Raw genomic sequence first — 20831 nt, 5'->3', positions numbered from 1 at the left:
GGGGTCGTCTCAGGCCTTGCCCAGCCGGTTCGCCGAGTGCACGGCCCGCAGCACGGCGGCCGCCTTGTTGCGGCACTCGGTGTCCTCGGCGACCGGGTCGGAGTCGGCGACGATCCCCGCCCCGGCCTGCACGTACGCGGTGCCGTCGCGCAGCAGGGCGGTGCGGATGGCGATGGCCGTGTCGGAGTCGCCGGCGAAGTCGAGGTAGCCGACGCAGCCGCCGTACAGGCCGCGCCGGGACGGTTCGAGTTCGTCGATGATCTGCATGGCGCGGGGCTTGGGGGCGCCGGAGAGGGTGCCGGCCGGGAAGCAGGCGGTGAGGACGTCGAAGGCGGTGCGCCCGGCGGCCACGCGGCCGGTCACCGTCGAGACGATGTGCATCACGTGCGAGTACCGCTCGATGGACATGAAGTCGACGACCTCGACCGAGCCGGGTTCGCAGACCCGCCCCAGGTCGTTGCGGCCGAGGTCGACGAGCATGAGGTGCTCGGCGCGTTCCTTGGGGTCGGCGAGGAGTTCGTCGGCGAGGGCCTGGTCCTCCTGCGGGGTGGCGCCGCGCCAGCGGGTGCCGGCGATGGGATGCACCATGGCCCGGCCGTCCTCGACCTTGACCAGGGCCTCCGGGGAGGAGCCGACGACGTCGAAGCCGTCGAAGCGGAACAGGTACATGTACGGCGACGGGTTGGTCGTGCGCAGGACCCGGTAGACGTCCAGCGCGCTCGCCGTGCAGGGCGTCTCGAAGCGCTGGGAGGGGACGACCTGGAAGGCCTCGCCGGCCCGGATGCGCTCCTTGATGTCCTCCACGGCCTCCTGGAACTGGGGGCCGCCCCACAGCGCGGTGTACTCGGGCAGTTCGGAGGGCGGCAGCACGGCCGGGGGCTGGGCGACCGGGCGGGCGAGGTCGGCCTGCATGGCGTCGAGGCGGGCCACCGCGTCGGCGTAGGCCTCGTCGACGCCGGTGTCGAGGTCGTTGTGGTTGATCGCATTGGCGATCAGCAGGACCGAGCCCTCCCAGTGGTCCATGACGGCCAGGTCGCTGGTGAGAAGCATGGTCAGCTCGGGCAGTCGCAGGTCGTCGCGCTCGCCGGGGCCGATCTTCTCCAGGCGGCGGACGATGTCGTAGCCGAGGTAGCCGACCATGCCGCCGGTGAAGGGCGGCATGCCCTCCTGGTGGGGGGTGTGCAGGGCCTCGATGGTGGCGCGCAGCGCGGCGAGCGGGTCGCCGTCCGTGGGGACGCCGACGGGCGGGGCACCGAGCCAGTGGGCCTGCCCGTCGCGCTCGGTCAGGGTGGCCGCCGACCGGACACCCACGAAGGAGTACCGGGACCAGGAGCGGCCGTTCTCGGCGGACTCCAGCAGGAAGGTGCCGGTGCGCTCGGCGGCGAGCTTGCGGTACAGCGCGACCGGCGTGTCGCCGTCGGCGAGGAGCTTGCGGGTGACCGGGATGACCCGCCGGTCGGTGGCGAGCTTGCGGAACGTCTCGAGGTCCATGGCGGCCGACCTTACTGATCCGCCGCGGGGGCGGCCGAACCGCCGTCCTTGAGGAGCACGTCCTCGTCGAAGCACGTGCGGGCACCGGTGTGGCAGGCGGCGCCGACCTGGTCGACCTTGACGAGCACGGTGTCGGCGTCGCAGTCCAGCGCCACGGACTTCACCCACTGGACGTGACCGGAGGTGTCGCCCTTGACCCAGTACTCGCGGCGGCTGCGCGACCAGTACGTGCACCGGCCGGTGGTGAGGGTGCGATGCAGCGCCTCGTCGTCCATCCAGCCGAGCATGAGCACCTCACCGGTGTCGTACTGCTGGGCGATGGCGGGCAGGAGGCCGTCGGCGCTGCGCTTGAGGCGGGCGGCGATCTCCGGGTCGAGGCGGCTGGGCTCGCTGGTCATGCGGACCATTGTGCCGCGCGCCGGCGGCGGCGCAGGTGGGGTGTCCACTGGGCGGACCCGGCGGGCGGCCGTAGGCTGGCCGCATGTCGACCCATGCCAAGCGTGAACGACTTCTCCTCGCCGACCTGTTGGAGACCGCGGGCCCGGACGCGCCCACTCTGTGCGAGGGCTGGACCGCCCGGGACCTCGCCGCGCACGTGGTGGTCCGCGAGCGCCGCCCGGACGCGGCCGGCGGCATACTGATCAAGCAGCTCGCGCCGCGCCTGGACCGGGTGATGGCGGAGTACGCGGACAAGCCGTACGAGGAGCTGATCCAGCTGATCCGTACGGGCCCGCCGCGCTTCTCGCCCTTCTCGCTCAAGCCGGTCGACGAGGCGTCGAACATCGTCGAGTTCTACGTCCACACCGAGGACGTCCGGCGCGCCCAGCCCGACTGGTCCCCGCGCGAGCTCGACCCGGTCTTCCAGGACGCCCTGTGGTCCCGTCTGGAGCGCACGGCCCGCCTGATCGGCCGAGGCCTGCCGACCGGCCTGGTCCTGCGCCGCCCCGACGGCCGGACGGCGGTCGCCCACCGCGGCACCCCGGTCGTCACGGTGACCGGCGAGCCGTCCGAACTGGTCCTGTTCTCCTACGGCCGCCAGAACGCGGCCAAGGTCGACGTCCAGGGCGACGAGAACGCGATCGCGACACTGCGGGAGTCGAAGCAGCTCGGGATCTGAGCCGGGCGTGCGGAAGCCCCGGCCGCGCGCGGCCGGGGCCTCTCGGCGGTGAGGCGTCAGCGCACCGGGTGGCCCGCCTCCCGCAAGGTCTGCTTGACCTCGCCGATGCGCAGGTCGCCGAAGTGGAAGACGGACGCGGCCAGGACCGCGTCCGCGCCCGCCTCGACGGCCGGCGGGAAGTCCGCCAGACGGCCCGCGCCGCCCGAGGCGATGACCGGGACCGTGACGTGCTTGCGCACGGACCGGATCATCTCCAGGTCGTAGCCGTCCTTGGTGCCGTCGGCGTCCATGGAGTTGAGCAGGATCTCGCCGGCGCCCAGCTCCGCGGCCCGGTGGGCCCACTCGACGGCGTCGATGCCGGTGCCCTTGCGGCCGCCGTGGGTGGTCACCTCGAAGGAGCCCGACCCGGTGCGCCGGGCGTCCACCGACAGGACCAGGACCTGGCGGCCGAAGCGCTCGGCGATCTCGCGGATCAGGTCGGGGCGGGCGATGGCCGCGGTGTTCACGCCGACCTTGTCCGCGCCCGCCCGCAGCAGCTTGTCGACGTCCTCGGCGGTGCGCACGCCGCCGCCGACGGTGAGCGGGATGAACACCTGCTCGGCCGTGCGGCGCACCACGTCGTACGTCGTCTCGCGGTTGCCCGACGAGGCGGTGATGTCCAGGAACGTCAGCTCGTCGGCGCCCTCGGCGTCGTACACCTTGGCCATCTCGACGGGGTCGCCCGCGTCGCGCAGGTTCTGGAAGTTGACGCCCTTGACGACCCGGCCGTTGTCCACGTCCAGGCAGGGGATGACTCGGACCGCCAGGGTCATGAATCGTGCCTCTCTAGTGTTCCCGCGAGGGGTCCCCCGGAATGCTCAGGGTGTCCCTCGGAATGCTTCCACTTCCACCGACACCAGGACCCGGGAGTCGATGAAGCCCTGCACGACCAGCAGGGTCGTGACCGGGCGTACGGCGTCGAACATCTCCTTGTGGGCCCGTCCCACCGCGTCGACGTCCCGCGCGTGGGCCAGGTACACCCGGGTGCGGATCACGGACTCGACGCCGAGCCCGTACTCGCCGATCGCCTCCAGGGCGGTGGTGAAGGCCACTTTGGCCTGCTCGTACGGGTCGCCCTCGCCGTAGAGCACGTCGCCCTTGAAGGCGGTCGTGCCCGCGACGAGCACGCGGTCGCCCGCCGCCACGGCGCGTGCAAAACCGAAGGACTCTTCCCAGGGACTTCCGCTCTGCACTCGCCGTACGGCTTCGGACGTCATGACGACACAGCCTCCAAGGCTTCTTCCAGGGTGAACGCCTTCGCGTACAGCGCCTTCCCTACGATCGCGCCCTCGACACCGAGCGGGACCAGCTCCGCGATCGCGCGCAGGTCGTCGAGCGAGGAGACGCCGCCGGAGGCCACGACCGGGCGGTCGGTGGCCGCGCAGACGTTCTTCAGCAGCTCCAGGTTGGGGCCCTGGAGCGTGCCGTCCTTGGCGATGTCGGTGACGACGTAGCGGGCGCAGCCCTCCTGGTTGAGGCGCTCCAGCGTCTCGTAGAGGTCACCGCCGTCGCGGGTCCAGCCGCGGCCGCGCAGGGTGGTGCCCCGGACGTCCAGGCCGACGGCGATCCTGTCGCCGTGCTCGGCGATGACCTTGGCGACCCACTCGGGGGTCTCCAGGGCGGCCGTGCCCAGGTTCACGCGGGTGCAGCCGGTGGCGAGCGCGGCGGCGAGGGTGTCGTCGTCCCGGATGCCGCCGGACAGCTCGACCTTGATGTCCATCGCCTTGGCGACCTCGGCGATCAGCTCGCGGTTGTCGCCGGTGCCGAACGCGGCGTCCAGGTCGACCAGGTGCAGCCACTCGGCGCCGGAGCGCTGCCAGGCCAGGGCGGCCTCCAGCGGGGAGCCGTAGGAGGTCTCGGTGCCGGACTCGCCGTGCACCAGACGGACGGCCTGGCCGTCGCGGACGTCGACGGCGGGGAGGAGTTCGAGCGTGCTCACAGGGTTCCGATCCAGTTGGTGAGGAGCTGGGCTCCGGCGTCGCCGGACTTCTCGGGGTGGAACTGGGTGGCCCACAGGGCGCCGTTCTCGACGGCCGCGACGAACGGCTTGCCGTGCGTGGACCAGGTCACCTTGGGGGCCTCGATGGCCGGGTTGTGCGTCTCCAGCGACCAGTCGTGGACGGCGTAGGAGTGCACGAAGTAGAAGCGGGCGTCGGCGTCCAGGCCGGCGAAGAGCCGCGAGCCGGGCGCCGCCTCGACCGTGTTCCAGCCCATGTGGGGCACGATCTCGGCCTGCAGCGGCTCGACCGAGCCGGGCCATTCGTCCAGGCCCTCGCTCTCCACGCTGTGCTCGATGCCGCGCGCGAAGAGGATCTGCATGCCGACGCAGATGCCCATGACCGGACGGCCGCCGGAGAGCCTGCGGTCGACGATCCAGTCGCCGCGCGCCTCGCGCAGGCCCGTCATGCAGGACGCGAAGGCACCGACGCCCGGCACCAGCAGGCCGTCGGCGTTCAGGGCCTTGTCGTAGTCACGCGTGATCTCGACGTCGGCTCCCGCGCGGGCGAGGGCGCGCTCGGCGGAACGGACGTTGCCGAAGCCGTAGTCGAAGACGACGACCTTCTTCCGGGACGCGGTGCTCAATTCCACACCTCCAGCCTCAGGACACCGGCCGCCAGGCACATCGCGGCGCCGATGGACAGCAGGACGATCAGGCCCTTGGGCATCTGCTGCTTGACGAAGGAGTAGATCCCGCCGGCCAGGAACAGGCCGACGACGATCAGCAGGGTCGAGATGCCGTTCACAGGGCGCCCTTCGTGGAGGGGAGGATGCCGGCCGCGCGCGGGTCCCGCTCGGAGGCGTAGCGCAGGGCCCGGGCGAGCGCCTTGAACTGGCACTCCACGATGTGGTGCGCGTTGCGCCCGTAGGGCACGTGCACGTGCAGCGCGATCTGGGCCTGGGCGACGAAGGACTCCAGGATGTGCCGGGTCATGGTGGTGTCGTACTCGCCGATCATCGGCGCCATGTTCTCCGGCTCGGTGTGCACCAGGTAGGGGCGGCCCGACAGGTCGACGGTGACCTGGGCGAGGGACTCGTCCAGGGGGACCGTGCAGTTGCCGAAGCGGTAGATGCCGACCTTGTCGCCGAGGGCCTGCTTGAAGGCGGCGCCGAGGGCGAGGGCGGTGTCCTCGATGGTGTGGTGCGAGTCGATGTGCAGGTCGCCCTCGGTCTTCACCGTGAGGTCGAACAGGCCGTGGCGGCCGAGCTGGTCGAGCATGTGGTCGTAGAAGCCGACGCCTGTCGACACGTCGACCTTGCCGGACCCGTCGAGGTCTATCTCGACGAGCACCGACGTCTCCTTGGTGACTCGCTCCACGCGTCCCACGCGGCTCATGTGCTCTGCTCCTTCTTCAGTTCACGGACCGCGTCGAGGAACGCGTCGTTCTCTTCGGGGGTTCCGGCGGACACCCGCAGCCAGCCCGGAATGCCGTTGTCCCGGACCAGGACGCCCCGGTCGAGGATCTTCTGCCAGGCCGCGTGCGCGCCGCCCTCGCCGTCGAACCGCCCGAACTGCACGAAGTTGGCGTCGGAGTCGACGACCTCGTAGCCGGTCGCGCGCAGTTCGGCGACCAGGCGGTCGCGCTCGGCCTTCAGCTGCTCGACGTAACCGAGCAGCGTGCCGGTGTGTTCCAGGGCGGCCAGGGCGGTCGCCTGGGTGACGGCCGACAGGTGGTACGGCAGCCGTACGAGCTGCACGGCGTCCACCACGGCCGGGTGCGCGGCGAGGTAGCCCAGGCGCAGTCCCGCCGCGCCGAACGCCTTCGACATCGTGCGGGAGACGACCAGGTGCGGGCGGCCGTCGAGCAGTGGCAGCAGCGAGTCGCCGTGGCTGAACTCGACGTACGCCTCGTCCACGATCACGATCGACGGCTTCGCCGCCTGCGCGGCCTCGTAGAGCGCCAGGACCGTCTCGCGCGGCACCGCGTTGCCGGTGGGGTTGTTGGGGGTGGTGAGGAAGACCACGTCCGGCCGGTGCTCGGCGATCGCCTGCTCGGCGGCGGCGAGGTCGATCCCGAAGTCGTCGCGCCGGGGTCCGGAGATCCAGCCCGTGCCCGTGCCGCGCGCGATGAGCGCGTGCATCGAGTACGAGGGCTCGAACCCGATCGCCGTGCGGCCCGGCCCGCCGAAGGTCTGCAGCAGCTGCTGGATGACCTCGTTGGAGCCGTTGGCGGCCCAGACGTTGGCCACGCCGACCTCGTGGCCGGAGGTCTCGGTCAGGTACTCGGCCAGCCGCGTGCGCAGCTCGACCGCGTCCCGGTCCGGGTAGCGGTTGAGGTCGCGGGCCACGTCACGGACCCGCTCGGCGATCCGTTCGACCAGCGGCTCGGGCAGCGGGTAGGGGTTCTCGTTGGTGTTCAGCCGTACCGGGACGTCCAGCTGGGGCGCGCCGTAGGGGGACTTGCCGCGCAGCTCGTCGCGTACGGGGAGGTCGTCGATGCGTACGTCGCTCACTTGCCCTGCGGAACCTTCCAGTCGAACCTCGCCTTGATCGCCGCGCCGTGGGCCGGCAGGTCCTCCGCCTCGGCCAGCGTGACCACGTGGTGCGCGACGTCGGCCAGGGCCTCGCGCGTGTAGTCGACGATGTGGATGCCGCGCAGGAAGGACTGCACGGACAGGCCGGAGGAGTGGCACGCGCAGCCGCCGGTGGGCAGGACGTGGTTGGACCCGGCGGCGTAGTCGCCCAGCGACACCGGCGCCCAGGGGCCGATGAAGATCGCGCCCGCGTTCCTCACCCGGTCGGCCACCGCGGCGGCGTCGGCCGTCTGGATCTCCAGGTGCTCGGCGCCGTACGCGTCGACCACCCTCAGGCCCTCGTCGATGCCGTCGACCAGGACGATCGCGGACTGCCTGCCCTTCAGGGCGGGCACGATCCGGTCGTCGACGTGCCGGGTCGCCGCGATCTGCGGCTCCAGCTCCTTCTCCACCGCGTCCGCGAGGGCGACGGAGTCGGTGACCAGGACCGCGGCGGCCAGCGGGTCGTGCTCCGCCTGGCTGATCAGGTCCGAGGCGACGTGCACCGGGTCGGCCGTGTCGTCGGCGAGGACCGCGATCTCGGTCGGGCCGGCCTCGGCGTCGATGCCGATCTTCCCGGTGAAGTAGCGCTTGGCCGCGGCGACCCAGATGTTGCCGGGGCCGGTGACCATGTTCGCGGGCGCGCAGGACTCGGTGCCGTAGGCGAACATCGCGACGGCCGTGGCGCCGCCGGCCGCGTACACCTCGTCGACGCCGAGCAGGGCGCAGGCGGCGAGGATGGTCGGGTGCGGCAGGCCGCCGAAGTCGGCCTGGGCCGGCGAGGCGAGCGCGACGGACTCGACGCCGGCCTCCTGCGCGGGCACCACGTTCATGATCACGGAGGACGGGTACACCGACCGGCCGCCGGGCGCGTACAGCCCGACGCGCTCGACCGGAACCCACTTCTCGGTCACGGTGCCGCCGGGGACGACCTGGGTGGTGTGCGAGGAGCGGCGCTGCGCGCGGTGGACCGTCCGGGCGCGGCGGATGGACTCCTCCAGGGCCGCGCGCACGGCCGGGTCGAGCTCCTCCAGGGCGCGCGTGAGCGCGGCGGCCGGGACCCGCACCTGGTCGAGCCGGACCCCGTCGAACCGCTCGGCGGCGTCGATCAGCGCCGCGTCGCCCCGATGATGCACGTCCTCGCAGATCGGACGCACCTTCTCCAGGGCGGCCTGTACGTCGAAGTCGGCTCGGGGCAGCAGGTCACGCAGGGCGGGGCCCTCGACGAGGGCGTCGCCGCGCAGATCGATTCGGGAGATCACGTGCTCAATTCTCTCAGACCCGGGTGAGGCGCCGTCCGCGCGTATCAATGGCTGATACAGAACGCCGCAGGACGGCGCCAGATCCTGGTCACTCCCTGCTTTCGGCGTGTCACGCAGCGGGCATGAACGGTTGTACGAAGAACCCAACCGGCGAGTATCCGGGGAGGAAGGGAAGCACTGTGACCGAGGGGGCCGGCCTGCGTACCGGAGAGCTGCCCGACGACCTGACCGCGGCCGAGGCCGGGATGTGGCAGGCCTTCCGCAACGGCAGCGTGTACGACCTGAGCAGCGGCGACACCGTGGCCGACGACCCGCACGGCGGCCACCCGTGGGGCGAGGAGCGGACCGTGCGGGCCCGGATCGTGTGCTGGCTGCTGCTGGACGGCCCGCCCGCCCTGGCCGGCCGCGTGGCGTCGCTGAAGCTCGCCGGTGTGCACATCAGGGGTCCCCTGGACCTCGCGGGCGGCACGGTGACGCCGTACGTGGAGATGCACCGGTGCCGGTTCGAGCAGGACGTGCTGCTGCCCGAGGCCCGCTTCACGACCCTGCGGATGGTCGACTGCTCGGTGCCGAGGCTGGAGGCGGCCCGGGTGCAGACCGAGGGCGACCTGCACCTGCCGCGCTGCCGCTTCCACCGCGGCATCCGGCTGACCGACGCGCAGATCGGCACGGACCTCATGCTCAACCAGGCGGTCGTGCACCGGGACCGCAGCGGCCGGTCGGTCGCCGCGGACGGCCTGACCGTGGGCCAGGACTTACAGGCCGAGCTGCTGGAGTCGCACGGCGAGCTGAGTCTGCGCGCGGCCACGATCGGCGTGTCACTGAGCCTGCGCGGCGCGCGGCTGGTCAACCCCTGGGCGCGGCTCGCGCTGAACGCCCCGCAGCTGACCGTCGAGCGCAGCCTGTACCTGACCCCGGCCGGGATCGGCGCCCAGGCGATGAGCGGGATGACCCCGGCCCAGGGCACGCGGATCCAGCGCTTCTCCTGCGAGGGCGGGATCCGGCTGGACGACGGGCGGTTCGGTGACGCGGTCGACTTCGAGCAGGCCCGCTTCACCCTCGCCGACGACCAGGAGCTGTCGCTGCGCCGGGTGCAGACGCCGGAACTACGGTTCCTCGGGGAGCAGCCGGCGCGCGGCCGGGTGGTGCTGTCCGGGGCGAAGGTCGTCAACCTGATGGACCGGGCGGACGCCTGGCCCGGCCCGGGGCGGCTGCACATGGGCGGCTTCGCCTACGACAACCTCGTGCCGCGCGGTCCGTTCCCGCTCGCCGAGCGGCTGGCCTGGGTGGGGGCGGCGACCGCCGAGTACAACCCGGAGCCGTACGAGCGGCTCGCGGCCGTGCTGCGGTCCGGCGGGGAGGACGAGGACGCCCGCGAGGTGCTGCTCGCCAAGCAGCGCCGGCACCGTGAGAGCCTGCCGCTCGCCGCCAAGGTGTGGGGGTACGCGCAGGACTGGACGGTCGCCTACGGGTACCGGCCGGGCCGGGCCGCGGTGTGGATGGCGGTGCTGTGGGCGGCGGGCTCGCTGGCCTTCGCCCGGTCCGGCCATCCGCCGATGAAGCGCGGCGAGCATCCCGAGTGGGATCCCGCCCTGTTCACCCTCGATCTGCTGCTGCCGGTCATCGACCTGGGTCAGGTGGGTTTCTGGCAGTTGCGCGGGGGCTGGCAGTGGCTGGCGACGGTGATGATCCTGCTGGGCTGGATCCTGGCGACGACGGTGGCGGCGGGGGCGACCCGGCTGTTGCGGCGCAACTGATGGTGCGGATGTGACCCTCGTGACTGAACGGTCACGCCTTTACCTTCTCTTGACCGACCGGCGTACAACTTTCCGCGACTTCCCGGAACGATCTGGCGCCGTCATGACCAGCCGACTTTCAATGGTCGGCACCATGGCCATGCAGCTGCCGTTCATCCGCCCGGGCCGGATGACAAGGACCGCCTCCCACCCCGTCAGCGGGCCACGCGCCGACGACGAGGTGCTGCTCGACGCGCCCGACGCGCGGCTGAGCCCGGCGCTGGTCGCCGCCGCCCGCGGCGATCACGGGCCGGCCGCCGGCCTCCTCCTGGCCACGCGCGCGGCCGCCGAGTGGGAGCGGCGCGACCGGTACGTGACCCGGCTGGCCGCCTTCGCGCGCTCGCGCCCCGAGTGGCTGGACGCCTGGCTCGCCACCGCACCGCAGGACCCCGACGCCCTGCTGGTCGGGGCCCAGCTGGCGGTGGACCGGGCCTGGCAGTCGCCGGCCCGGACCGAGCTGCTGCGCGAGGTGAGCCCGCTCATCACGGCGGCGGCCCGGGGCGACCAGCGGGACCCGGTGCCGTGGCGCCTCGCGCTCGACCACGCGCGGGGCGCCCAGGCCGGGCACAAGTACTTCGAGGAGCTGTGGGCGGCGGCCGTCCGCCGCTCCCCGCACCACTACGGCTGCCATGTGGCGGCCCTGCGCTACCTGGCCGCCTCCTGGCACGGTTCCCACCGCGAGTGCTTCGACTTCGCCGACCGGGCCGCGCAGGACGCGCCCGCCGGCGCGCTGGTCCAGGCGCTCCCGCTGCGGGCGGCCTTCGGCTACCTCACCGACGACTGCGGACCCGCCGACTGCGGACCGGAGGTGCCGCGCGAGCGCCTGGACGCGGCCGCCGACCGGGCGATCGCGCTGTCCCCGCTGCTGCCGGCGGCCGACCCCTGGCCGGCCCGGATGCGAAACCTGCTCCTCTTCGTGCTGGTGTGCCTGGAGCGCTGGCCGGACGCCGCCGAGCAGCTGCGCCTGAACGGCCCGTACGCCACCTCGTTCCCGTGGGACCGGGTGTCGGACGACCCGCTCGGGCACTTCCTGCGCGTCAGGGACGACATCCGCTCCGCGGCGGCCGGGGAACCCTCCCGGCATCCACGGAGTGAACGCGGCGGACGAGACCGCGCCGGCGACCATTAGGCTTTTGCGTCGTGACCACCGTCCGGCTTCCCCTCTTCCCCCTGAACTCGGTGCTGTTCCCGGGGCTCGTGCTGCCGCTCAGCGTCTTCGAGGAGCGGTACCGCGCCATGATGCGCGAGTTGCTGAAGACGCCGGAGGACGAACCGCGCCGGTTCGCCGTCGTGGCGATCCGCGACGGCCACGAGGTGGCCCCGAGCGCGCCCGGCATGCCCGACCCGACGGCCCTGCCCGAGCGGGGGCCGGCGGCCGGCTTCGGCACCGACCCGGTCAAGGCCTTCCACAAGGTGGGCTGCATCGCGGACGCGGCGACGATCCGGGAGCGCACGGACGGTTCCTTCGAGGTGCTGGCGACGGGCACGACCCGGGTGCGGCTGCTGTCGGTCGAGGCGTCCGGGCCGTTCCTGACGGCCGAGCTGGAGACGCTGACGGAGGAGCCGGGCGACGAGGCGGCCCCGCTGGCGGAGGGCGTGCTGCGGTCCTTCCGGCAGTACCAGAAACGGCTGGCCGGAGCGCGCGAACGTTCCCTGGCGACCGGCGCGGAGCTGCCCGACGAGCCGGGCGTGGTGTCGTACCTGGTGGCCGCGGCGATGATGCTGGACACTCCCACCAAGCAGCGCCTGCTGCAGGCTCCCGACACGGCCTCCCGGCTGCGCGACGAGCTGAAACTCCTTCGCTCCGAGACGGCGATCATCCGTAGTCTGCCGTCGTTGCCCGCGACGGACCTGACGCGCGGCACGACCAGTCTCAACTGAACAGTCCGGAGCGAGCGGATCGCATGGCGAAGAAGTCGAAGAAGCAGCAGTCCGGCGGCACCCCGGCGACGGTGGCGCTCACCGCGGCGGGAGCCCGGTACACGGTCCACGCCTACGACCACGACCCGGCGCACCCGTCCTACGGCGAGGAGGCGGCCGAGGCGATGGGCGTCTCCCCCGACCGGGTCTTCAAGACCCTGGTCGCGGACGTGGACGGCGCGCTGACGGTCGCGGTGGTGCCGGTGGCGGGCCAGCTGGACCTCAAGGCCCTGGCGGCGGCGGTCGGCGGCAAACGCGCGACCATGGCCGACCCGGCCCTGGCGGAACGCACGACGGGCTACGTCCGGGGCGGCATCTCCCCGCTGGGCCAGCGCAAGAAACTGCCGACGGTCCTCGACGCGTCGGCGTCGGCGCACGCGACGATCTGCGTGTCGGCGGGCCGGCGGGGCCTGGAGGTGGAACTGGCGCCGGAGACCCTGGCCGAACTGACGCAAGCGGTGCTCGCGCCGATCGGCCGCGGCTAGGGTTCGCCACGGCCGGGCCGCGCGACGCCCCGGCGCCGGGTGCTAGGCGGCCGTCTTCGGCGGATACGCCCCGGGCCCGAACTCCGGCTCGGGGTCCCGGGGCCCGAAGAGCGCCGTGAGCCCCAGGTGGACGACCAGCGCGGCCAGCGGCCACGCCAGCAACGCCCCCTTCGCCCCCAGCTTCAGCGGCGCGGAGAACGTGACCCCGCGCCCCACCTCACGCGCGTGCGCGACGACGTCCTCGGCGGGTCCGAGCCACACCCCGACCCGCCAGGCCAGCAGCGCGCCGAGCAGTCCGCCGACGGCGAGCCCCGCCACCAGCGGCACGCCCCCGTGCCGCCGCAGCAGGAACACCACCAGCGCGCTCACGGCCCCGAAGCCCAGCGCGAGCAGGGTGAACGTGCCGTCCACCCCGACGGCCTGCTCCCCTTCGGTGTCCTTGAGGTAGACGACCCAGTTCCCGTCCGTCACGTCCCCGACCAGCGGCACGTGCGGCGCGAACCACCACCACAGCACGCCCAGCAGCACCCCGCCGAGCGCCACGGCGACGGCGACCAGCCCGGCCTCCCGCAGCTCGGTCCTCATCCCCGGGCCGTCCTGCCAGTACCAGCCGTGTCCGGTGTACTCGGCGTGCTCGGCGTGCCGAGAGCCGGGAGCCGGAGCCCCGGACGCCCCGGCCGGCGGCTGCCACGCGCCCTGTGCGGAATCGTCGTGCGGTGGCGGTGGCGGAGTCAGTGGTGCGGTCACCCTGCCATCGTGCCAGGCCCGCCTGTGCGCCGCGTCACCGGACGACCCCTCCCCGCTCACCGGACGGCCGCCCGGCGGTACGCCCAGGTGGCCACGGCCAGCGAGACGACGCCCACCAGCCCGCACACGGCGAGGTCGCCGAGGACGAACGCCCAGTCGGGATCCGTCCCGAACGTGCGCGCGAACGCCTCGACGCCGTACGTCGACGGCAGCAGGTCCCGCGCGAAGCGCACGGCCTCCGGCATCCGGTCCGCGGGCAGCACGCCCAGCAGCAGCGCCGCCGACATGCCCAGCTGCCCCAGCAGCGTGGCCAGCTCCGGCCGCGGCGCGAGCAGCCCCAGCGCGGCGCCGAGCCCGGCGAGCGCGGCGCCCGCCAGCGGGATGACGGCCACGAGGATCCACAGATGGGCGAGCGGCAGCCCGAACAGCACACACCCGAACACGGCCGTCACGACCGTCCCGGGCACGGTGAACGAGGCGTACGCGCCCGCCGCCCCCAGCACCACGGCCGCGGGCGGCACCGGCAGGGTCGCGTAGTGGTCGAGCCCGCCGCTGGCGCGCAGCTGCCCGAAGTACTGCGCCAGCAGGTTCAGCGCCACGAAGGCGACGACCAGGACCGAGGAACCGGCGACGACCGCCTGCGCCTCCGCCCCGTCGTCCACGACCCCGCGCATCAGGATCATGATCCCGACGGACTGGAAGGTCGCCACGAACAGCAGCGGGATCCGCGCGACCCGCGCCCGGGACAGCTGCGCCCGGTACACGGCGGCCAGGGACGGCCACAGCCGCGCCCGGGGCGCGAGCTCGGCCGCGCCCGCGGCGGGCTCCTCCACGGCCAGGGCACCGCCCGGCAGGACATCGGCGGGTACGACACTCACGTCGCGCTGCTCCCCTTCGTCGGGTCCACTGCGGCAGTCGCCCTGTTCGGTACGTACGCGGCGGCCCACGCACTCAAGGTCTCGGTGTTCCTCACGTTCCTCATGCCTTCACCAGCCCCTGCCGCGCGGCACCGCCCAGCGCCAGGTAGACGTCCTCCAGGCTCGGCGTGGCCAGCGTGAAGTCGTCCAGGGCGGCGAAGGCGGCCCCTCCGGTGACGGTCGCGACGACCGCACGGGCCTCCTCGGGCCCGAGCCGGAGCGTCCAGCGGCGGCCGGACTCCGCGGCCCGGTCGCGCAGCGCGGCCACCTCGGGCACGTGCAGCGGGGCCGTGTCCCGCCACACCAGGTCGACCCGCACCTCGCCGGCCACCTGCTCCTTGAGCCCGGCGGGCGTGTCGCAGGCGATCACCCGCCCCCGGTCCAGGACGGCCACCCGGTCCAGCACGGTCTCGGCCTCGATGACGTTGTGGGTGACGAGCAGCACGGTCGTCCCGCGCTCGGCGCGCCGCCGGTCCACGGCGGACCACACGGCCCGCCGCGCCACCGGGTCCATGCCGGTGGTCGGCTCGTCGAGCACCAGCAGCGGCCGCTCCCCCACCAGCGCCGCGGCGAAGCACGCCAGCCGCCGCTGGCCCCCGGAGAGCTTCTTCAGGGGCCGCCCGGCGAGGGGGGTCAGACCGAGTTCGTCGAGGACGGCGTCCCGCTCGGCCCGCGCCCGCCGGACGTCCAGGCCGCGCAGCCGCCCGGTGGTCTCGGCGGCGAGCGAGACGGTCAGTTCGTCGAGGGCGGTCGACTCCTGGCCGAGATAGGCGAGGATCCGCGCGGCCCGCTCCGGGTGGCGCACGATGTCGTGCCCGAGGATCTCGACGCTGCCGCCGTCGGGCCGCATCAGACCGGTCAGCTGGCGCACCAGGGTGGACTTGCCCGCGCCGTTCGGGCCGAGCAGACCGAAGATCTCGCCGCGGCGGATCTCCAGCCGCACGTCGTCCGTGGCCCGGACCTCGGGTGTGGCGGGCGTGCCGCGCCGGCCCCGCACCGCGGGATAGGTCTTGGTCAGCCCGCGCACCGCGCACACGATGTCGCCATCGTGCCGAAATGCCTGTGCCGCGCGCGTACTCACAAGGGACGAGACTACGGGGTCGGCGGCCCCGGTCCGCCCCCGGGTCGGCCGACAGCGGCACATCGGCCGGTGCGGCCTCAGTCGCCGACGGGGGCGTGTTCCACGCCCGTGCGCACGCCGATCTCCTTCCAGAAACCGGCCCGGATGGCGTAGCGGTCGCGTTCGTCGATCTGGTCGTCCTTGTGGGCGAGCAGGCCGAACCGGGCGGCGTAGCGCAGCAGCTCGCCGTCGACGCGGTGCGGGATGCGCGGGTACATGCCGGACAGTTTCTGCAGGTGGCTCTGGTCGCCGAGGCGTTCCACCCAGCGCCGGGCGAAGACCTGGCCCACCTCGAAGGGGTCGCCGCCGACCGTGGTGATGTCCTCCTCGCGGTCGGCCCAGCGCTGCTCGGCGGTGGTCAGCTGGGCGAGCGTCGGCATCGAGGCGGCCTCGGGGGGCTCGGCCGCGGGCCGGTCGACCCAGCCTTTGTCGGAGGACCAGCGGAGGGTGGCGGAGGCGGGGGGCTGGGCGGGCGGGGGGCCGGGGGCGCGCAGGGCGGCGAGGTCTTTGGGCGTGGGGACTCCTTTGGCGGCGGGCACCCGTTCCTCGCTGCCGTTCTGCCCGGGGCCGGGCACCGGGTGCGGGGGCTGCGGGGCGGGCCGCTCGGGCGGGGCGGCGAGGGCGGAGTCGGGCAGCGGCGCGGAGAGAATCGCGGCGATCTCGGGCCGGGGCGCGGGCTGCGGGGCGCACACCCCGGTGTGCTCCTTGGCGCGGACGGCCTTGGTGATCCAGGCGCGGTCCAGCACGCGCCGTTCGTCGGCCTCGGCGACCAGGTCCTCGGACTGGTTGTAGTCGCCGTCGGCGGCCTGCACGGCCCACAGGTGGACGGCGACGCCGTGCTCCTTGGCGGCCATCATGCCGGGCAGCAGGTCGCCGTCGCCGGTCACCAGGACCACGTCGGAGCAGGCGCGGTTGCGGGCCAGTTCGGTCAGTTCGGCGTGCATGGCGGCGTCCACGCCCTTCTGCGCCCAGCGGCCGTCGCTGCGGGTCAGGGCGCCGAGCCGGACGGTGACCCGGGGCATCACGCGCAGCCTGCGGTGTTCGGGTTGCGGGACGCGGTCGGGGGCGCCGTCGAACCAGTAGATGCGCAGCAGGGGCTGCTGTGTGTCGGATTCGGCACGCTCGCGCAGCCCCTGGATGAGGGCTGTGTGGTCGACCGTGATGCGGGACCGCGAGGGCTCCCCGGCGAGAAGGCTCGCCGCGGCTCCCAGCAGATACCCGGCGTCCACCAGGACGATGCAGCGGTCCACGCGACTCACCCTCTTCCCAGGAGGTTTGCTTCGGGGCTTGCTTCGAGTCTGCCCGACGGCGCGGAGGTTAACGGCCGGAACTCGATCTTCGGCGTGGCGTTTCGCCCCGCCCTCCTCCGACTACCCCTGTCACGCAGGGTAATTGTCCGACATGCGATCGTTGTCGGCCTGTGTGAATCTGGTCGCGGCCCTGGCCCCTAGATCCCCCACAGGAGGCATCACCATGGCCAAGAACAAGAACCGTGACCGTAAGCAGCAGCGTCCGACCGAGCGCGGGCAGCGGGCGGACCGCAGCCCCGCGATGGAGGCGGAGCCGCAGACCGACGTCGAGCTGACCCCCGGCGACGTGGCCTCCCGCAAGCGGAAGCGCAGCTTCGGCCACAACTGACGTCCGTGTGACGGGTGATGAGACCCACGCACATACGTGAGGGGCGTACCAGGTACCGGGTACGCCCCTCACGTGCGTCGGAAGCCGCCTTCCGCGGCCGCGCCTCAGCCCGCCAGGCAGGACGGGCCGAGCAGCACCTTCAGGTCACCGAAGAGCGCCGGGTCCGGCTTGACCCGGTGCCGGTCCAGGCGCAGCACGGTCGTCTTGGTCGGTCCCTGGAGCTTGATCCGGACCTCGCTGTCGCCCTTGTGGTGGCTGAGCACCTCGCCGAGGCGGCTGACCAGCGGCGGGGTGACCCGGGTGGCCGGGATGGTGAGGACGACGGGCGCGTTGGTGCCCGCGTTGGACAGGTCCGGGACCATGAGCTCCATCGCGACCAGCCGCGGCACGTCCTCGCGCTTGTCGAGGCGGCCCTTGACGAACACCACCGCGTCCTCGACGAGTTGGGTCGACACGAGCTGGTAGGTCGCGGGGAAGAACATGCACTCGATGGAGCCGGCGAGGTCCTCGACGGTGGCGATGGCCCAGGCGTTGCCCTGCTTGGTCATCTTGCGCTGCAGGCCCGAGATGATGCCGCCGATGGTGACGACCGCGCCGTCCGCGTGCTCGCCTCCGGTCAGCTGGGAGATGCCCGCGTCCGCCTTGTCGGACAGGATGTGCTCCAGTCCGAACAGCGGGTGGTCCGAGACGTACAGACCGAGCATCTCGCGCTCCTGGGCGAGCAGATAGGTCTTGTCCCACTCGTCGGTGGAGAACTCCACGTCGAGCCCGAAGCCCGGCTCGCTGCTCTCGTCCTCGCCCATGCCGCCGAAGAGGTCGAACTGTCCCTCGGCCTCCTTGCGCTTGACCGCGACCACGTTGTCGATCATCGGCTCGTACTGGGCGGTGAGGCCCTTGCGGGTGTGGCCGAGGGAGTCGAAGGCGCCGGCCTTGATCAGCGACTCGGTGGTGCGCTTGTTGCAGACCACCGCCTCGACCTTGTCGAGGTAGTCCGGGAAGGAGGTGTACTTCCCCTTGGCCTTGCGGCACCGGATGATCGACTCGACCACGTTGGTGCCGACGTTGCGGACGGCGGAGAGGCCGAAGAGGATCACGTCGTCGCCCTGGGCCGCGAAGTTGGACATCGACTCGTTGACGTTCGGCGGGAGCACCCGGATGCCCATGCGGCGGCACTCGTTGAGGTAGACGGCCGACTTGTCCTTGTCGTCCTTCACGGACGTCAGGAGCGCGGCCATGTACTCGGCCGGGTGGTTCGCCTTGAGGTACGCCGTCCAGTACGAGACGAGCCCGTACGCGGCGGAGTGCGCCTTGTTGAACGCGTAGCCGGCGAAGGGGACCAGCACGTCCCAGAGCGCCTGGATGGCCTCGTCGCTGTAGCCCTTCTTGCGGGCGCCCTCCTGGAACAGGACGAAGTTCTTCGCCAGTTCCTCGGGCTTCTTCTTGCCCATCACGCGGCGGAGGATGTCGGCCTCGCCGAGCGAGTAGCCGGCGATGATCTGGGCGGCCTTCTGCACCTGCTCCTGATAGACGATCAGGCCGTAGGTGACGTCCAGGACCTCCTTGAGCGGCTCCTCCAGCTCGGGGTGGATGGGCGTGATCTCCTGCTGCCCGTTCTTGCGCAGCGCGTAGTTCGTGTGGGAGTTCATGCCCATCGGGCCCGGGCGGTACAGGGCCGACACGGCGGAGATGTCTTCGAAGTTGTCCGGCTTCATCAGCCGGAGCAGGGAGCGCATGGGGCCGCCGTCGAACTGGAAGACGCCGAGGGTGTCGCCGCGCTGGAGCAGTTCGAAGGTCGTGGGGTCGTCGAGCGGGAGGCTCAGGAGATCGATGTCGATCCCCTTGTTGGACTTCACCATCTTCACGGCGTCGTCCATGATCGTCAGGTTGCGCAGGCCGAGGAAGTCCATCTTCAGCAGGCCGAGCGACTCGCAGCTCGGGTAGTCCCACTGCGTGATGGTCACGCCGTCGGTGTGCCGGACCCAGACGGGGACGTGGTCGGTGATGGTCTCGCTGGACATGATCACGCCGGCGGCGTGCACGCCCATCTGCCGCACCAGGCCCTCGACGCCCTTGGCGGTGTCGATGACCTTCTTCACGTCCGGCTCGTTCTCGTACATCGCCCGGATCTCGCCCGCCTCCGAGTAGCGGGGGTGCTCGGGGTTGGTGATGCCGTCGAGGTTGATGCCCTTGCCGAGGACGTCGGCGGGCATGGCCTTGGTGAGGCGGTCGCCCATCGCGTACGGGTAGCCCAGCACGCGCGCGGAGTCCTTGATCGCGTTCTTGGCCTTGATGGTGCCGTACGTGCCGATCATGGCGACCTTGTCGGCGCCGTACTTCTCCGTCACGTACCGGATCACCTCGACGCGCCGGCGCTCGTCGAAGTCGATGTCGACGTCGGGCATGGAGATGCGCTCGGGGTTGAGGAACCGCTCGAAGATCAGGCCGTGCGGGATGGGGTCGAGGTCGGTGATGCCGAGGGCGTAGGCGACGATCGAGCCGGCCGCGGAACCACGGCCGGGGCCGACCGCGATGCCCTGCTTCTTGGCCCACATGATGAAGTCGGCGACCACGAGGAAGTAGCCCGGGAAGCCCATCGAGATGATGGTGTCCATCTCGTACTCGACCTGCTTCATGCGGTCGTCCGGGATGCCGTCCGGGAAGCGGCGGTGCATGCCGCGCATGGTCTCCTCGCGGAACCAGCTGACCTCCGTGTACCCCTCCGGGATGTCGAACTTGGGCATGAGGTCGCGCTTCTGGAACATGCCCGTGGTGTCGACCATCTCGGCGATCAGCCGGGTGTTGGCGCAGCCCTCCTGCCAGGCGTCCGAGGAGTCGATGGCGTACATCTCGTCGGTGGACTTCAGGTAGTAGCCCGTGCCGTCGAACTTGAAGCGGTCCGGGTCGGAGAGGTTCTTGCCGGTCTGGATGCACAGCAGCGCGTCGTGGGCGCCCGCCTCGTGCGCGTAGGTGTAGTGCGAGTCGTTGGTGACCAGCGGGGGGATGCCGAGCTTCCTGCCGATCTCCAGCAGGCCGTCGCGGACCCGGTGCTCGATCTCGATGCCGTGGTCCATCAGCTCCAGGAAGTACTTGTCCTTGCCGAAGATGTCCTGGTACTCGGCGGCGGCCTTGAGGGCCTCGTCGAAGTGGCCGAGGCGCAGCCGGGTCTGCACCTCGCCGGAGGGGCAGCCGGTGGAGGCGACGATCCCCTCGGACCACTTGGCGATGGTCTCCTTGTCCATCCGGGGCCACTTCTGCAGCCAGCCCTCGGCGTAGGCGTCGGAGGAGAGCCGGAAGAGGTTGTGCAGGCCGGTCTTGTTCACGGCCCACATCGTCTTGTGGGTGTAGCCACCGGAACCGGAGACGTCGTCCCGCTTCTGGTGCGGCTGGCCCCACTGGATCTTGCGCTTGTTGCGGCGCGACTCGGGCGCGACATACGCCTCGATCCCGATGATCGGGGTGATCCCGGCCTTCTGCGCGGAGTGGTAGAAGTCGTACGCCCCGTGGAGGTTGCCGTGGTCGGACATGGCGATGTGGGTCATGCCCATCTCGTTGCACGCGTTGAACATGTCCTTCAGCCGCGCGGCACCGTCCAGCAGCGAGTACTGGGTGTGGACGTGCAGGTGCGTGAACGGCGGCTTTGACACGGCTGCGGCCTCCAGGAAGAACACGGGTCGAATGGCGTCCGACAGGCTGCGGGCAGTCTGGGGGACAGCGTCGAAGTCTATGCCTCGGCACTGACACGCGGGGGCCTGACCCGCGTACCTTCGTGCGGGGGCCGCGGGCACTC

21 protein-coding genes are annotated in these 20831 nt (G+C 72.1%); 6 read left to right on the top strand and 15 right to left on the bottom strand.

All coding sequences use genetic code 11. The features are described 5' to 3' along the window. Nucleotides 1-9: 9 nt before the first annotated feature. Entirely contained in the window at nt 10-1491 is a 1482-nt protein-coding gene (locus tag ACF07N_RS28490) for an anthranilate synthase component I (protein ID WP_383333250.1), read from the bottom strand. 11 nt (nt 1492-1502) lie between these two features. Further along, a complete protein-coding gene (hisI, locus tag ACF07N_RS28485) occupies nt 1503-1889 on the bottom strand; it encodes a phosphoribosyl-AMP cyclohydrolase (RefSeq protein WP_094052721.1) in 387 nt (128 codons plus the stop codon). A gap of 83 nt (nt 1890-1972) precedes the next feature. Between hisI and ACF07N_RS28480 the strand changes: the two genes are divergently transcribed. After that, nucleotides 1973-2608, top strand: a complete 636-nt coding sequence (locus ACF07N_RS28480) for a TIGR03085 family metal-binding protein (RefSeq protein WP_392118217.1) — start codon at nt 1973-1975, stop codon at nt 2606-2608. A 56-nt stretch (nt 2609-2664) separates the two neighbouring features. On the opposite strand, the gene hisF is transcribed toward ACF07N_RS28480, so the two are convergent. From hisF to hisD, 8 genes are read right to left on the bottom strand one after another with little or no spacing between them, the layout of a single operon-like run. Next, nucleotides 2665-3420: an imidazole glycerol phosphate synthase subunit HisF gene (gene hisF / locus ACF07N_RS28475; RefSeq protein WP_392118214.1), complete on the bottom strand. Its 756-nt coding sequence runs from the start codon at nt 3418-3420 to the stop codon at nt 2665-2667. 45 nt (nt 3421-3465) lie between these two features. Then, nucleotides 3466-3864, bottom strand: coding sequence for a RidA family protein (locus ACF07N_RS28470; RefSeq protein ID WP_392118211.1), 399 nt, complete (start codon nt 3862-3864; stop codon nt 3466-3468). Beyond that, entirely contained in the window at nt 3861-4586 is a 726-nt protein-coding gene (gene priA, locus ACF07N_RS28465; RefSeq protein ID WP_383333240.1) for a bifunctional 1-(5-phosphoribosyl)-5-((5-phosphoribosylamino)methylideneamino)imidazole-4-carboxamide isomerase/phosphoribosylanthranilate isomerase PriA, read from the bottom strand. The genes ACF07N_RS28470 and priA overlap by 4 nt, the downstream gene beginning before the upstream one ends. Next, on the bottom strand, nt 4583-5236 hold the full coding sequence (hisH, locus tag ACF07N_RS28460; protein WP_392118208.1) for an imidazole glycerol phosphate synthase subunit HisH: 654 nt from the start codon (nt 5234-5236) through the stop codon (nt 4583-4585). Before hisH ends, priA begins: the two co-directional genes overlap by 4 nt. Next, complete coding sequence (locus ACF07N_RS28455; RefSeq protein ID WP_383333236.1) at nt 5227-5391, bottom strand: hypothetical protein; 165 nt, start codon at nt 5389-5391, stop codon at nt 5227-5229. The genes hisH and ACF07N_RS28455 overlap by 10 nt, the downstream gene beginning before the upstream one ends. Next, nucleotides 5388-5981, bottom strand: coding sequence for an imidazoleglycerol-phosphate dehydratase HisB (gene hisB / locus ACF07N_RS28450; protein ID WP_030932889.1), 594 nt, complete (start codon nt 5979-5981; stop codon nt 5388-5390). Before hisB ends, ACF07N_RS28455 begins: the two co-directional genes overlap by 4 nt. Continuing rightward, nucleotides 5978-7099, bottom strand: coding sequence for a histidinol-phosphate transaminase (locus ACF07N_RS28445; protein WP_383346501.1), 1122 nt, complete (start codon nt 7097-7099; stop codon nt 5978-5980). The genes hisB and ACF07N_RS28445 overlap by 4 nt, the downstream gene beginning before the upstream one ends. Continuing rightward, nucleotides 7096-8421 carry a histidinol dehydrogenase gene (hisD, locus tag ACF07N_RS28440; RefSeq protein WP_392118204.1) on the bottom strand — a complete coding sequence of 442 codons (1326 nt, stop codon included), beginning with the start codon at nt 8419-8421 and terminating at the stop codon, nt 7096-7098. The genes ACF07N_RS28445 and hisD overlap by 4 nt, the downstream gene beginning before the upstream one ends. 179 nt (nt 8422-8600) lie before the next feature. Between hisD and ACF07N_RS28435 the strand changes: the two genes are divergently transcribed. From ACF07N_RS28435 to ybaK, 4 genes are all read left to right on the top strand, one after another. Continuing rightward, the gene (locus tag ACF07N_RS28435; protein WP_392118201.1) at nt 8601-10178 is read left to right on the top strand and encodes an oxidoreductase; all 1578 of its coding nucleotides are present in this window, start codon (nt 8601-8603) and stop codon (nt 10176-10178) included. A gap of 121 nt (nt 10179-10299) precedes the next feature. Further along, the gene (locus ACF07N_RS28430) at nt 10300-11346 is read left to right on the top strand and encodes a hypothetical protein (RefSeq protein WP_392118782.1); all 1047 of its coding nucleotides are present in this window, start codon (nt 10300-10302) and stop codon (nt 11344-11346) included. 11 nt (nt 11347-11357) lie between these two features. Beyond that, nucleotides 11358-12098, top strand: coding sequence for an LON peptidase substrate-binding domain-containing protein (locus ACF07N_RS28425; protein ID WP_383333227.1), 741 nt, complete (start codon nt 11358-11360; stop codon nt 12096-12098). Nucleotides 12099-12121: 23 nt separating this feature from the next. Further along, nucleotides 12122-12622: a Cys-tRNA(Pro) deacylase gene (ybaK, locus tag ACF07N_RS28420; protein ID WP_383333225.1), complete on the top strand. Its 501-nt coding sequence runs from the start codon at nt 12122-12124 to the stop codon at nt 12620-12622. Between the two features lie 42 nt (nt 12623-12664). Here the strand turns inward: ybaK and ACF07N_RS28415 are convergent, their stop codons facing one another. The 4 genes from ACF07N_RS28415 to ACF07N_RS28400 all read right to left on the bottom strand — a co-directional run bounded on the left by ACF07N_RS28415 (nt 12665) and on the right by ACF07N_RS28400 (nt 16656). Continuing rightward, nucleotides 12665-13369: an AAA family ATPase gene (locus ACF07N_RS28415; protein ID WP_392118196.1), complete on the bottom strand. Its 705-nt coding sequence runs from the start codon at nt 13367-13369 to the stop codon at nt 12665-12667. Nucleotides 13370-13425: 56 nt separating this feature from the next. Next, nucleotides 13426-14247: an ABC transporter permease gene (locus tag ACF07N_RS28410; protein WP_383333221.1), complete on the bottom strand. Its 822-nt coding sequence runs from the start codon at nt 14245-14247 to the stop codon at nt 13426-13428. A 100-nt stretch (nt 14248-14347) separates the two neighbouring features. Beyond that, on the bottom strand, nt 14348-15322 hold the full coding sequence (locus tag ACF07N_RS28405) for an ABC transporter ATP-binding protein (protein ID WP_383333219.1): 975 nt from the start codon (nt 15320-15322) through the stop codon (nt 14348-14350). 122 nt (nt 15323-15444) lie between these two features. Further along, nucleotides 15445-16656, bottom strand: a complete 1212-nt coding sequence (locus ACF07N_RS28400; RefSeq protein WP_383333217.1) for an NYN domain-containing protein — start codon at nt 16654-16656, stop codon at nt 15445-15447. Nucleotides 16657-16879: 223 nt separating this feature from the next. Here ACF07N_RS28400 and ACF07N_RS28395 point away from each other — a divergent pair, with 223 nt between their 5' ends. After that, complete coding sequence (locus ACF07N_RS28395) at nt 16880-17044, top strand: hypothetical protein (RefSeq protein ID WP_383333215.1); 165 nt, start codon at nt 16880-16882, stop codon at nt 17042-17044. Nucleotides 17045-17148: 104 nt separating this feature from the next. Here the strand turns inward: ACF07N_RS28395 and dnaE are convergent, their stop codons facing one another. Then, the gene (gene dnaE / locus ACF07N_RS28390; RefSeq protein WP_383333213.1) at nt 17149-20688 is read right to left on the bottom strand and encodes a DNA polymerase III subunit alpha; all 3540 of its coding nucleotides are present in this window, start codon (nt 20686-20688) and stop codon (nt 17149-17151) included. Between the last annotated feature and the right edge of the window lie 143 nt (nt 20689-20831).

It is taken from the genome of Streptomyces sp. NPDC015242 (assembly GCF_043079125.1).
Classification (GTDB): Bacteria; Actinomycetota; Actinomycetes; order Streptomycetales; family Streptomycetaceae; genus Streptomyces.
This window is presented reverse-complemented; position numbering and strand designations above follow the sequence as displayed.